This is a genomic window from Klebsiella sp. 54 (assembly GCF_018223875.1).
Taxonomy (GTDB): Bacteria; Pseudomonadota; Gammaproteobacteria; order Enterobacterales; family Enterobacteriaceae; genus Klebsiella; species Klebsiella quasipneumoniae.
This window is the reverse complement of the sequence record NZ_JAGRRA010000002.1, coordinates 320,277-332,651: the sequence shown is the minus strand read 5'-3', so window position 1 is coordinate 332,651 and position 12,375 is coordinate 320,277. Positions and strand designations below refer to the sequence as shown.

The 12,375-nt window shown below is 60.4% G+C and carries 12 protein-coding genes; 7 read left to right on the top strand and 5 right to left on the bottom strand.

Annotated features, from left to right (window positions below):
- The first annotated feature begins 25 nt into the window (after window positions 1–25).
- From KHQ24_RS03290 to KHQ24_RS03280, 3 genes are all read left to right on the top strand, one after another.
- Window positions 26–1,759 carry an arylsulfatase gene (locus KHQ24_RS03290; protein ID WP_049004046.1) on the top strand — a complete coding sequence of 578 codons (1,734 nt, stop codon included), beginning with the start codon at window positions 26–28 and terminating at the stop codon, window positions 1,757–1,759.
- A gap of 86 nt (window positions 1,760–1,845) precedes the next feature.
- On the top strand, window positions 1,846–2,622 hold the full coding sequence (locus KHQ24_RS03285) for an SDR family NAD(P)-dependent oxidoreductase (protein WP_004202438.1): 777 nt from the start codon (window positions 1,846–1,848) through the stop codon (window positions 2,620–2,622).
- A 25-nt stretch (window positions 2,623–2,647) separates the two neighbouring features.
- Window positions 2,648–3,439 carry a MoaF C-terminal domain-containing protein gene (locus KHQ24_RS03280; protein WP_017901098.1) on the top strand — a complete coding sequence of 264 codons (792 nt, stop codon included), beginning with the start codon at window positions 2,648–2,650 and terminating at the stop codon, window positions 3,437–3,439.
- A gap of 662 nt (window positions 3,440–4,101) precedes the next feature.
- Here KHQ24_RS03280 and KHQ24_RS03275 read toward each other — a convergent pair.
- The 3 genes from KHQ24_RS03275 to KHQ24_RS03265 form a co-directional block, all read right to left on the bottom strand.
- Entirely contained in the window at window positions 4,102–5,055 is a 954-nt protein-coding gene (locus tag KHQ24_RS03275; RefSeq protein ID WP_008805510.1) for an aldo/keto reductase, read from the bottom strand.
- A gap of 128 nt (window positions 5,056–5,183) precedes the next feature.
- Window positions 5,184–5,960 (bottom strand): ABC transporter substrate-binding protein, encoded by a 777-nt coding sequence (locus tag KHQ24_RS03270; RefSeq protein WP_004202434.1) that lies wholly within the window; start codon window positions 5,958–5,960, stop codon window positions 5,184–5,186.
- 19 nt (window positions 5,961–5,979) lie between these two features.
- Window positions 5,980–7,158 carry a M20 aminoacylase family protein gene (locus tag KHQ24_RS03265; RefSeq protein ID WP_004202432.1) on the bottom strand — a complete coding sequence of 393 codons (1,179 nt, stop codon included), beginning with the start codon at window positions 7,156–7,158 and terminating at the stop codon, window positions 5,980–5,982.
- A gap of 233 nt (window positions 7,159–7,391) precedes the next feature.
- On the opposite strand from KHQ24_RS03265, the gene KHQ24_RS03260 reads away from it, so the two are divergent.
- On the top strand, window positions 7,392–7,979 hold the full coding sequence (locus tag KHQ24_RS03260) for a YSC84-related protein (protein WP_087771446.1): 588 nt from the start codon (window positions 7,392–7,394) through the stop codon (window positions 7,977–7,979).
- Between the two features lie 60 nt (window positions 7,980–8,039).
- Here KHQ24_RS03260 and KHQ24_RS03255 read toward each other — a convergent pair whose 3' ends face one another.
- The gene (locus tag KHQ24_RS03255) at window positions 8,040–8,495 is read right to left on the bottom strand and encodes an RcnB family protein (protein WP_048294342.1); all 456 of its coding nucleotides are present in this window, start codon (window positions 8,493–8,495) and stop codon (window positions 8,040–8,042) included.
- Between the two features lie 178 nt (window positions 8,496–8,673).
- Window positions 8,674–9,063, bottom strand: coding sequence for a hypothetical protein (locus KHQ24_RS03250; protein ID WP_002892699.1), 390 nt, complete (start codon window positions 9,061–9,063; stop codon window positions 8,674–8,676).
- A gap of 269 nt (window positions 9,064–9,332) precedes the next feature.
- On the opposite strand from KHQ24_RS03250, the gene KHQ24_RS03245 reads away from it, so the two are divergent.
- From KHQ24_RS03245 to KHQ24_RS03235, 3 genes are read left to right on the top strand one after another with little or no spacing between them, the layout of a single operon-like run.
- Window positions 9,333–10,451, top strand: a complete 1,119-nt coding sequence (locus KHQ24_RS03245) for an ABC transporter substrate-binding protein (RefSeq protein WP_017898794.1) — start codon at window positions 9,333–9,335, stop codon at window positions 10,449–10,451.
- Between the two features lie 60 nt (window positions 10,452–10,511).
- The gene (locus KHQ24_RS03240; RefSeq protein WP_072140534.1) at window positions 10,512–11,540 is read left to right on the top strand and encodes a FecCD family ABC transporter permease; all 1,029 of its coding nucleotides are present in this window, start codon (window positions 10,512–10,514) and stop codon (window positions 11,538–11,540) included.
- On the top strand, window positions 11,537–12,334 hold the full coding sequence (locus tag KHQ24_RS03235) for an ABC transporter ATP-binding protein (protein ID WP_017898796.1): 798 nt from the start codon (window positions 11,537–11,539) through the stop codon (window positions 12,332–12,334). The genes KHQ24_RS03240 and KHQ24_RS03235 overlap by 4 nt, the downstream gene beginning before the upstream one ends.
- Window positions 12,335–12,375 lie beyond the last annotated feature (41 nt).

Here is a 12,375-nt window from a genome sequence, read left to right as displayed (position 1 = left end):
ACCCGCAGAAACAGGAGAATCCGTTGTGAATAAAACAGCCATGGCCGCGGCGGTCAGTGTGATCCTCGCCGGTGGCGCGCACGCCGCCCAGCAAGAGCGTCCGAACGTCATCGTGATTATCGCCGATGATATGGGCTACTCTGACATCAGCCCCTTCGGTGGCGAAATCCCCACCCCCAACCTGCAGGCGATGGCCGAGCAGGGGATGCGCATGAGCCAGTATTACACCTCGCCGATGTCGGCCCCGGCGCGTTCGATGCTGCTCACCGGTAACAGCAACCAGCAGGCCGGGATGGGCGGTATGTGGTGGTACGACAGCACCATTGGCAAGGAGGGCTACGAGCTGCGGCTGACCGACCGCGTCACCACCATGGCCGAGCGTTTTAAAGACGCGGGCTATAACACCCTGATGGCCGGCAAGTGGCACCTCGGTTTTGTTCCCGGCGCCACGCCGAAGGACCGCGGCTTTAACCACGCCTTCGCCTTTATGGGCGGCGGCACCAGCCATTTTAACGACGCCGTCCCGCTCGGGACCGTTGAAGCCTTCCACACCTACTACACCCGCGACGGCGAGCGCGTCTCCCTACCGGATGATTTCTACTCCAGCGAGGCCTACGCCCGGCAGATGAATAGCTGGATTAAAGATACGCCGCCGGAACAACCGGTCTTCGCCTGGCTGGCCTTCACCGCCCCGCACGACCCGCTGCAGGCCCCCGACGAGTGGATCAAGCGCTTCAAAGGCCAGTATGAGCAGGGTTACGCCGAGGTCTATCGCCAGCGCATCGCCCGCCTGAAAGCGCTGGGAATTATCCATGACGACACCCCGCTGCCGCACCTTGAACTGGATAAAGAGTGGGAGGCGCTGACCCCGGAGCAGCAGAAATATACGGCGAAAGTGATGCAGGTGTATGCGGCGATGATCGCCAATATGGACGCGCAAATCGGCACCCTGATGGAAACACTGAAGCAGACCGGGCGCGATAAAAATACCCTGCTGGTCTTTTTAACCGATAACGGCGCCAACCCGGCGCAGGGTTTCTACTACGAATCTACCCCGGAATTCTGGAAGCAGTTCGATAACCGCTATGACAACATCGGCCGCAAAGGCTCGTTTGTCTCCTACGGCCCCCACTGGGCCAACGTCAGCAACGCCCCCTACGCCAACTACCATAAGACCACCAGCGCCCAGGGCGGGATTAACACCGACTTTATGATCGCCGGTCCCGGGATCACGCGCCACGGTCACATCGACGCCTCGACGATGGCGGTGTACGACGTAGCGCCGACCCTGTATGAATTCGCCGGTATCGATCCGAACAAATCGCTGGCGAAGAAGCCGGTGTTGCCGATGATCGGCGTCAGCTTTAAGCGCTATCTCACCGGCGAAGTACAGGCGCCGCCGCGCGGGAAATACGGCGTTGAGCTGCACCATCAGGCGGCGTGGGTCGATGGTGAATGGAAGCTGCGGCGGCTGGTGCCGCGGGGCCTCACCGCCGGTGACGCGCCGTGGCAGCTGTTTAATCTGCACGACGACCCGCTGGAGACCCATGACGTCGCGGCCCAACATCCCGATCGGGTCAAAGCGATGAGCGAGGCCTACGAGGCGTTCGCCAGACGCACCATGGTCACCCGGGCGCAGGGCAAGATGATCGATTACGTCGGTATCGACAGCAAAACCGGACGCTATCTGGCGGTTGATCCCGCCACCATGAAGCCGGTTCCGGCGCCGCAGGCGATCCCGGTGAGCGAGATCCATTAACCCCGCGGCTATCGTTCTTCCGGGCGATAGCCGGGAGCTGACGCGCTTTTTAAGGTAATCGGAAACCCCATTACAGGAGAGAGCGAATGGCGAGAGTCGTGGTGATCACCGGCGGCGGAACCGGAATTGGCGCCGCCTGCGCGCGGCTGATGCGCGCCGCAGGCGACCGGGTGTTTATTACCGGACGGCGCGAGGCGCCATTGCAGGCTGTTGCCGATGAGACCGGCGCCACGGCGCTGATGGGCGATGCCGCCGACGGCGAGGTGTGGCGCCAGCGGCTGTTGCCGGCCATTCTCGACCAGAGCGGCGGTGTTGATGTCCTCATCTGCAGCGCCGGCGGGATGGGCAACAGCCCCGCCGCCGAGACCAGCGACCGCCAGTGGCGCGAGGCGCTGGACGGCAATCTCACCAGCGCCTTCGCCAGCGTTCGCGCCTGCCTGCCCTCGCTGATTACCCGCCGTGGCAACGTGCTGTTTGTCGCCTCCATCGCCTCGCTGGCCGCCGGTCCGCAGGCCTGCGGCTACGTCACCGCCAAACACGCCTTAATCGGCCTGATGCGCTCCGTCGCCCGCGATTACGGTCCCCAGGGGGTGCGCGCCAACGCCGTCTGCCCCGGCTGGGTCACCACGCCGATGGCGGATGAAGAGATGCTCCCGCTGATGCAGGCGGAAGGGCTATCGTTGACTGAGGCTTATCAGCGAGTCTGTCGCGACGTTCCGCTGCGCCGCCCCGCCAGCCCCGAGGAGATAGCCGAGGCTTGTCAGTTTCTCTGTTCGCCGCAGGCCGCCATCATCAGCGGCGCCACGCTGGTCGCCGACGGCGGCGCCAGTATCGTCGATGTTCCCACTCTGGCGTTTGCCTAACGCCCTACTCTGTTCAGGAGCCCTAATGACTTCAGAAGCCGTATTTATCCAGGTCGGCGCGCTGGCCGATGGTTTTGCGCCACACGGTAATTTACTCGCCACCGCCAGCCTGCCCGCAGGCGAGCGCTTTACCTTTTATGTCGCCGGAAGTGAGCCGCAGCAGCTGATCATCGAAGATGAGCAGACGCTAAGCTGGAACGGCAAGCGCGCCCCCTGGCGGGCGACCGCCCTGCGCCCGGATATTCTGTTTATCGACTTCCTTGACCCGGAGCGGGATAACGCCAGCGTCAGCGCGGTATGCAACCTGACGCAGCGCAACGCCACCCTGGTCTACGGCCAGCTGCCGGACGAAGCCGCCGCGCGGCTGGACGCTTTCAGCCGGGTGGAGCGAGGCCTGCCGCTGACCGCGGTAGAAACGCGCTTTGTCTTCGCCCGCCTGGATGCGCAGCCGGGGCCGCTGCCGGGCTTTACCGATGCGCTGGTCGGCATGCGCAATCAGTACACCTACAGCCCGACTGAGCGCTATGAGCACATCTATCTCAACGATAATTTTTACGCCTGGCAATGTCTGGACGGCGTGGAAAAAGGGCTGGCGGATGTTGACCGCTGCCACTACGTGCAGGTGGCGGAGGATCTCTATCTGTTTGTCTGGCGCGAGAAAATCATTCCCACGCTGGGGGTGATCCTGATAGATCTTCAGCAGATGCGCACCGACGGCAAGATCATGGGCTATCAGGGCAGCGACTTCGGCGCCCTCAGCAATTTCCCGGTCGGCGCCAGCGCGAAGATCCTCAACCTCACCCGCCATCAGGAATAAAGGGGCGCCGCCGGGCACGCTTTCAGGCCCCCTGCCCGTCATGTTGCCGGGTGGCGGCTACGCCTTACCCAGCCTACGGGGTCCTCTCACAGGCTGATACATCGTAGGCCCGGCAAGCGCAGCGCCGCCGGGCGATGACAGCGGGTACGGAGCCGCTTTATGCCGGGTGGCGGCTGCGCCTGACCCGGCCTACAGGGTTCGTGCGACCTGTCCTTGATTTACCCACTTGCACGACTGAAACTGCCGGTGCTGACGGCCTCAAAATCGCTGAGACGTTCCCGGAAGGCCGGGGCAGCCCGCATGGATGCGGGCTGAGGGCCGTGTTTTGCACGGACGCTGCCTCGGCCCGACCCGAAGCCTGCAGGGATAAGTCGAAGGGACCGCGCAGCGGCGATTTTGCTGGCCGGAGCCCGGGGGTACAGGGGGCGGCGGCGACTGGCCGCCCCCTGTGCGCTCCCAGCGCCATAAGAGACATAGCGCAGAAGACATATCGGGAGCGCAATCTGTCCGGAAATCACATAGAAGTTGTAGCCCTGCCAGGCGCATTGCAAACAGGGAAATTGACGATTGTGCCGTTATTTCGCCGGGTGGCGGCTGCGCCTTACCCGGCCTGCGGTCCGCGCCATTTGTCCACCCTCTCCCCGCCGGGAAGAGGGCGTGACTCAGGCGCTGGCGCTGTCCAGTCGCGCCACCTGCTCCGCGCTCAGGCTCAGCGCCGCCGCGCGGGCAAAACTTTCCACCTGGGCCACGCTGGTGGCGCTGGCGATCGGCGCGGTCACCCCTTCGCGGCCGATCAGCCACGCGAGGGCCACTTCCGCCGGCTTCGCCCCCTGCTCATCCGCGACCGCCACCAGGGTATCGATAATCCGCATCCCGCGCGGATTCAGGTACTTACCAATCCCCCCTCCGCGCTGGCTCTGCGCCAGATCCGACGGCTGACGGTACTTACCGGTTAAGAATCCCGAGGCCAGGCTGTAGTAGGTCACCACCCCGATATCGCGGCTGACGCAGAGATCGCACAGCGCGCCTTCAAACGCGGAGCGGTGATAGAGGTTATATTCCGGCTGCAGCACCTGCCAGGCAGGCAAGCCGCCCTTGCGCGCTACCTCCAGCGCCCCCGCCAGCTGCATTGCATCGAGGTTAGAGGCCCCCATCGCGCGAATTTTCCCCGCCTGTTGCAGGCTGTGGAAAGCCTCCAGCGTTTCCGCTACCGGGGTTTGCGGATCCGGCCAGTGGGAAAAATAGAGGTCGATATAGTCGGTATTGAGGCGGCGCAGGGAGTCGTCTACCGCCTGCTGGATCCAGGCTTTGCTGAGTCCCTTATGGCCGGGAAGGCCGAGATCGGAGCCGACTTTGGTGAAGATTTTGACCTTATCGCGCATGCCGGGACGCGCCTGCAGCCAGCGGCCAATAATGGTTTCGGATTCGCCGCCCTGGTTGCCCTCTGCCCAGCGGGAATAAACATCCGCCGTATCGATAGCGTCAAAGCCGTGGTCAACAAAAGCATCAAGAAGGGCAAAACTGGTTTTTTCATCAATGGTCCAGCCAAAGACGTTACCGCCAAACACTAACGGGGCGATGGAAAATCCGGTTTTGCCCAAGGGACGTGTCATCATGCCGAGTACTCCTTAGCTTATATTCTGCTTCCCTCAGGTAACCACAATGGTCAGGAGAGGAGGTCGATTGGATAATCAGAAAAGGAATCTTACGGCGGGCGATCCATGCCCGCGGGTACACTCAGACATTATGTCCCGGAATAAACATCAAAGCTAAAATATTTGCTGGCTAATTTTTTATAGGTGCCGTCGGCAAGGATCTTCGCAATCGCGCCGTTTATTTCCTGACGCAGCGCCTCATCGTCTTTACGTAAGCCGATAGCCGCCCCGGCGCCAAACAGCGTATCATCCTGCAGATGGCCGCCGACAAAGGCGAATTCCTTACCCTGCGGCTGCTGCAGGAAGCTGTAGTCGGCCATCATGCCGGAGAGTACCGCGCCGTCGATGCGCCCGGACTCCAGATCGCGCACCACGCTATCGGCCCCCTGGTAGGCCACAATGTTGATCCCCTGCGGACGCCAGTGCTGATTAACGTAAGTCTCCTGCGCCGAGCCCTGCTCGACGCCAATGGTTTTGCCCTTCAGCTGCTCCGGCGTATTGCCTTTCAGGGTATTTTTACGCGCCACGAGGAACACCGGCCCGTTATACAGCTTGTCGCTAAAGGCAATCTGCGCTTTACGCTTCTCGGTCATGTACATCCCGGAAAGGATGGCGTCGAATTTCCGCGCCTTCAGCGCCGGGATAATGCCGTCGAAATTGCTTTCCACCCACACGCATTTCGCCTGCAGCTGCTGGCAAATGGCGTTGCCTAAATCGATATCAAACCCCGCCAGCTTGCCCTGCGGATCCTTCCATTCAAACGGCGCGAAGGTCGGGTCGACGCCAAAGCGGATCGCCTTTCCCCCTTCGGCCAGCGCCGACGTCGACGCCATTAACGCCAGCCATAGCAGTAGTGATTTTTTCATTTCAGTTCTTCTCCAGAGGTTAACGGCAGTGCTTTTCCACCAGACGGGCGAACAGCGTCGCGCCAGTGGTGATAATGTCATCGTTGAAGTCGTAGCCGGGGTTATGCACCATGCAGCCGCCTTTCTCCCCCTTCTCGCCGTTGCCCAGCAGGAAGTAGCAGCCCGGACGTTCGCGCAGCATAAAAGCGAAATCCTCGCTGGCGTTCATCGGCGAGACCGACTCCAGCACCCCTTCGCGGCCAAACACCTCCAGAGCCAGCGCTCGGGCGAAGTCAGTCTCTTCAGGGCTGTTGGTTAATACCGGGTAGGAGTCGTAAACCTCCACCGCACTGCTGGCGCCATAGCTTTTAGCGGTAAATTCGCTGAGCTCGTGAATACGTTTGATCAGCAGGTCGCGGATTTCCGGCTTCATCGCCCGCACGCTGAGCTCCATCACCGCGCTCTCCGGAATGACGTTGGAGGCGATACCGGCCTGGAAGGTGCCGACGCTGACCACCGCCGTTTCGCCCGGCGGCACGTTGCGCGCCACGATGCTCTGCAGGGCCATCACCAGCGCCGCGCCGGCGACGATCGGGTCGACGGTGCGCTCCGGATGGGCGCCGTGGCCGCCGTAGCCGGTAAGGGTGATTTTGACGGTGTCCGCCGAGGCCATAAAGTTGCCGGCATAGAAGCCCAGCTTACCCACCGGCAACCCCGGCATGTTGTGCAGACCGAAAATGCGTTCGCAGGGGAACTGCTCAAACAGGCCGTCTTTAATCATTAAATCGGCGCCGCCGATAGCCTCTTCCGCCGGCTGAAAAATCAGATGCACCGTGCCATTGAACTGACAGGCCGGCGAGGCGATGTATTTCGCCGCCGCCAGCAGAATGGTGGTATGGCCGTCATGACCGCAGGCATGCATTTTCCCCGATACCGTACTGGCCCAGGGTAAACCGGTGGTTTCCTCGATCGGCAGTGCGTCCATATCGGCGCGCAGGCCGATGGTGCGCGGCGAATCGCCTTTGCTCAGGCTGCCGACCACCCCGGTCTTGCCAAGGCCGCGCGTCACCTGATAGCCCCACTCGGTCAGCTTGCTGGCGACCAGTTCGCTGGTATTAAACTCTTCCAGACTTAATTCCGGATTGGCATGTAAATAATGACGCAGAGAAATCATTTCCGCTTCCGTCGCTTTAATTTCTGGAATTACATAATCACTCATGCCGCTCTCCGGGAAATATCGTAAGGACTTAACACGGTATCGTGGTGAAAACTTTATGCAAGCAGGATTTCTAATATCGGAAATGACGGCATCTTATTTAATAATGCGTTCGCGGCAGTGTAAAAAGCATTCAAAACGGTGAAATTTAAAAATAAATGTTTATTTTATGGAGGATTAACCGTTATTTACCCTACTATTTCCGGCCGTATTCAGATATAAATAAAAAGACTTCTATGAGATTACAGACGCTTTTCCTCGTCGCCATGACCGCGCTGGCGGGCTGCAGCGCGCAGGGGGATACCGCCAGCCAGCAGCGGGCCAGTATTCAGAAGATGCGCAACGAAACCCTCAATAAACTTTACACCGTGCAGCCCGAGGCCCGCAGCGATATTCAGCATGCGAAGGGTTATGCGGTCTTCGCCAACAACAGCAGCAAGATCCTGCTGTTCGGATTTGGCAGCGGCTACGGCGTGGTGCGGGATAAGGCCACCGGGAAGGACACCTATATGAAAATGGCCCAGGGCGGCGCCGGCCTGGGGATGGGGATTAAACAGCAACGCACGGTGCTGGTTTTCCATGATAAAGCGGCCCTGGAGACCTTTATCCGCCAGGGATATATGGTCGGCGCCGATGCGAACGCCGCGGCGAAATATGATGACAAAGGCATCGCGCCGATCGCCGCCTCCGCGAACGGCGTAGCGAAGGACACCTCCTCGCTGCCGTCAAAAGTGAACGTCTATGAAATCACCGACAAGGGGCTGGCCGCCCAGGCGATGGTCAATGGCTATAAATACTGGCCGGATGAAGAACTGAACCCGTAGCCCCGGCGGTGATCCATCGCCGAGTCAGGTGTTCCCTGCCCGGCGTTGGGAGACGTGCATTTAGTGGCCGAGGGCGCCGCTCACCAGAATCGAGGTGATGATCCCGGTCGCCGCGGCGATCAGCACATAGTTACCGTCGATATAGGACCAGTGATGGCCCTCCGGCGGGGGCGGCAGGCCGCGGTCGCTCCAGTCACGGACGCGATACTCATCGCCACGGAACGGCGCCGGAGCCGGGTGGCCTTTGCGGAAATCGTTACCGCGCCAGGCGAAATGGTCCTGCTCATGCCGTGCCTGATCGCGCTTGTCATGCCCGTCACGATCCGGGCCACGCTGGTCATGGTCACCCTGACGATGCGCGTCAGGTCCGCCCTGCGGCGCATGCCCATGATGATCCGAACCGTTCTGCCACACCGTTGGCTGCCCCGGACGATGGCCGTCGTTTGGGCCATCGGCAAAGGCCTGGACGCTCAGCACAGTGGATAATATTACCGCCAGAGAAATCATCTTTTTCATCGTACACCTCCTGATTGAAGTTCTTTGTAACGGGAAAATGTGAAGAAAGAGTGAGTATCCGCTTAACCAGGACGATTCCTGGCATCTGGGGTTTCTGCTGTCGGGGAAGGCATTATGGGGGAGTACGAGCAATAAAAAAGGCCGCTCTCGCGACCTTTATTCAGACTGATATCAGGACTTACTCAGTCACTTTATTTTTTAACTCTTCAGCGCCGGTTTTGGTTTTATCCCAGCCCTTTTCTGCGCCGGATTTGGTGGCGTTCCAGCCTTTTTCGCTGACCTCTTTGGTCTTATCCCAACCTTTCTCAGTCCCTTCTTTGGTCTTGTTCCAGGTCTTCTGCGCGCCTTCGCTCACCTGGCTGCCGACGCTATCCTGTTTGCCTTCGGCCGCATGTTTCGCCTTCAGCTGCTGCTCTTCGCCCTCGTGCTGGGCCTGGTGCAGCTTCTCTTTAGCGGTGTTGGCGTTGGCATTGGCCGCCGCGACGGTATCATCTGTTGCATGTGTTGTCGCAGCAAAAACCGGAGCCGCAACCAGAATAGCCGATAACGCAATCATTGCTTTTTTCATAATATCCTCTCTCACGTGTCGTGTTATGAGTCGTATTCAGGATGGCACAACGAACCGGGGATGACATTAGGAATTAGCCTGAAAAACGTCTTCGACCTGCAACCATGGCAGAAAATGCTGCCGCTGCGCGCCCTGTCGGCGTTGGCATAATTTCCAACATGTTTGTTACATTTCGTGAAATTTGCGCTTGATATACTTGCCGTTGACGTTTACTCGAGAATAATTCTCAGAATCATTATATTTATAAATTGGCAAACGGAACTCATTTTATGGCAAGAAAATCAGTAAGATCGCTGTTGCTTACTGCGCTGATCGCGACTCCCTTCTTCAGCTATGCAACCCAATATCCTCTGACGGTTACTGACCTCGACGGCCGGCAGGTCACCCTGGCTAAAGAGCCGCAGCGTATTATTTTGCAGGATGGCCGCGACATTATGACCCTCGCCCTGCTGGACCGGGACAATCCGTTTAAGCGGCTGGTGGCATGGAATAATCTGGCGAAAAAGCAGGACGTTGCCACCTGGCAGATGCTGAAAACGACGTGGCCGCAGTCGGCCACGATCCTTGACATGGGCTTCAGCGACAAGGGGAATGTCGATCTTGAAAGCGTCATCGCCCGCCAGCCGGATCTGATGATCGCCCAGCTGCGCGCCAGGCCAGCGCTGATGGAGAGCGGCGTCATCGACAAGCTCAGCGCCCTGCACGTTCCGGTGCTGTTTGTCGACTATGAGATCGACCCGGCGAAAGATACCGCTCCCAGCATCGACCTGCTGGGCAAAGTCCTCAACCGCGAGAGCCAGGCCAAAGCCTTTACCGATTACTATCGTCAGCAGCTGCAGTCGATTCGCCAGAAAACCGCGACCATCACGCCGAAGGCCAACGTCTTCGTGGAAGCGCTGGCCGGCAACAGCGACGCCTGCTGCTTTACTCACGGCCACAGCGGCTGGGGCGGGCTGGTGGAGGCGGTCGGGGCGAACAATATCGGTTCGCAGCTGCTGCCGGGCGCCTCCGGGTTCGTCTCGCTGGAGAAAATCATCAGCATGAAGCCCGACGCCTGGATAATGACCGGCTCGAAGCGCGGAAACAGCCAGGTGCTGCCCCTCGGCTATGAGGTTAAGCCGGAGGCGGTGAAAGCCCAGGCGCAGACGCTGCTGGCGCGACCGGGGGTCAGCCAGATCCCGGCGGTACAGGAAAAGCGGGCCTATGGCGTCTATCACCACTTCTATAACCATCCGTGGAATATTGTCGGCATGGAATATCTGGCGAAAGATATCTATCCGCAGGCCTTCCGCGATCTCAACCCTGATGAGACTTACCATTATATCGTGCGTCACTTCACCGACCTGCCGGACCAGCCGTTCGTCTTTTCCTGGCAGCAGAGCGAGTAATCCGGCATGCGTTTAACCTCCGACTCCGTGCTCGACGAGCTGCCCGCCGGGACTTCTGGCGTGATGGATCATTATCGCCATATCGTGCGTCGCCGCCTGCTGCTGTTGCTGCTGCTGGCGCTGTTGATTGTCGCTTCACTGCTGTTCGATTTTATGCTCGGCCCTTCCGGACTGCCGCTGCAGAGCCTGTGGCAGACGTTAACCGATCCGGCCAGCGCCGATCCGGGCATTCGCGCCATCGTCTGGGATATCCGCCTACCCTATGCGGTGATGGCGATTATCGTCGGTCTGGCGCTGGGACTGGCTGGTGCCGAAATGCAGACCATCCTCAATAACCCGCTGGCCAGCCCGTTTACCCTGGGCGTCTCCTCGGCTGCGGCGTTTGGCGCCGCGCTGGCGATTGTGCTGGGTATTGGTCTGCCCGGTATTCCCGGCCAGTGGTTTATCTCGGCCAACGCCTTTATCTTCGCCCTGCTGGCGGCCCTGCTGCTGGATGGCATTACCCGCTGGACCCAGGTGGCTACCTCCGGCGTCATTCTGTTCGGCATCGCGCTGGTCTTTACCTTTAACGCCCTGGTCTCGATGCTGCAGTTCATCGCCAATGAAGACACTCTGCAGGGGCTGGTGTTCTGGACCATGGGCAGCATCGACCGCGCCTCCTGGAGCAAAGTCGCCATCCTGCTGGTCGCCCTGGCGCTGGTGATGCCCCTGTCGCTGCGCAGCGCGTGGGCGCTGACCGCCCTAAGGCTGGGCGAGGACCGGGCCATCAGCTTTGGCATTAACGTTCGCCGTCTGCGCCTGACCACGCTGCTGCGGATCAGCATTCTGTCGGCGCTTTCGGTGGCCTTTGTCGGGCCAATCGGCTTTATCGGCCTGGTGGCGCCGCATATTGCGCGGATGCTCTTCGGCGAAGATCATCGCTTTTACCTGCCCGCCAGCGCGCTGATCGGCGCCCTGGTGCTCTCCCTGGCCTCCATCGCCTCGAAGAACCTGATACCGGGGGCCATTATTCCGGTGGGGATCGTCACTTCCCTGGTAGGGGTCCCGTTCTTTTTGAGCATTATTTTACGTCACCGGGGGCAAGTATGAGCGACCAGACGTTATCCGGGCTGTCGCTGTCTCACTTCAGCGCTGGCTACCCCAGACGCAAGGTGATCGAGAACCTGACGGTTCCCCATCTGCCGCGGGGGAAAATCACCGCGCTGCTGGGGCCAAACGGCAGCGGTAAATCGACGTTAATGCGAGCGATGGCGGGACTGGGCCCCTGCCGCGGCGAGCTGCGCCTGGAGGGAGAAAATCTGCTGACGCAGCCGTTCTCACGTCGCGCAGAACAGGTGGTCTATCTTCCGCAGACGCTCCCCGCCGGCGTGCATCTGCATGTGCTGGAGTCGATTATCGTGGCCCAGCGCGCCGCCGGGGGACGCCACAGCGCTCAGCAGCAGGAAGAGGTGATGGCGCTGCTGCGACAGCTGGGAATTGCCCACCTGGCGATGAGCTACCTCGATCAGCTCTCCGGCGGGCAAAAACAGTTGGTGGGTCTCGCCCAGTCGCTGATTCGCCAGCCGCGCCTGCTACTACTCGATGAACCGCTCAGCGCGCTTGACCTCAACTACCAGTTTCACGTGATGGATCTGGTGCGCCGGGAGACCCGGCGGCGCAACATCGTGACTCTGGTGGTGGTGCACGACATCAATATTGCCCTGCGTCACGCCGACCACGTGCTGATGCTCAAAGCGGGCCAGCTGCTTGGCGACGGCACCCCGGCCACGGTCATCACCCCTGAGACCCTGGCGGCCGTCTATGGCGTGCGCGGCCGTATTGAACCCTGTTCGCAGGGGGTGCGGCAGGTGATTATTGACGGGCTGGTGGACCGCGAGGCCTGACCGCGGCGCGGGGATGGTTGGTCCTCCCCGCGCCCGCCGGC

Bases quoted from the DNA above. Each gene is read 5' to 3' on its own strand.
- KHQ24_RS03275 (WP_008805510.1), bottom strand. From the start codon at position 5,055: ATGATGACACGTCCCTTGGGCAAAACCGGATTTTCCATCGCCCCGTTA.
- KHQ24_RS03265 (WP_004202432.1), bottom strand. From the start codon at position 7,158: ATGAGTGATTATGTAATTCCAGAAATTAAAGCGACGGAAGCGGAAATG.
- KHQ24_RS03285 (WP_004202438.1), top strand. From the start codon at position 1,846: ATGGCGAGAGTCGTGGTGATCACCGGCGGCGGAACCGGAATTGGCGCC.
- KHQ24_RS03245 (WP_017898794.1), top strand. From the start codon at position 9,333: ATGGCAAGAAAATCAGTAAGATCGCTGTTGCTTACTGCGCTGATCGCG.
- KHQ24_RS03270 (WP_004202434.1), bottom strand. From the start codon at position 5,960: ATGAAAAAATCACTACTGCTATGGCTGGCGTTAATGGCGTCGACGTCG.
- KHQ24_RS03250 (WP_002892699.1), bottom strand. From the start codon at position 9,063: ATGAAAAAAGCAATGATTGCGTTATCGGCTATTCTGGTTGCGGCTCCG.
- KHQ24_RS03255 (WP_048294342.1), bottom strand. From the start codon at position 8,495: ATGAAAAAGATGATTTCTCTGGCGGTAATATTATCCACTGTGCTGAGC.
- KHQ24_RS03260 (WP_087771446.1), top strand. From the start codon at position 7,392: ATGAGATTACAGACGCTTTTCCTCGTCGCCATGACCGCGCTGGCGGGC.
- KHQ24_RS03235 (WP_017898796.1), top strand. From the start codon at position 11,537: ATGAGCGACCAGACGTTATCCGGGCTGTCGCTGTCTCACTTCAGCGCT.
- KHQ24_RS03280 (WP_017901098.1), top strand. From the start codon at position 2,648: ATGACTTCAGAAGCCGTATTTATCCAGGTCGGCGCGCTGGCCGATGGT.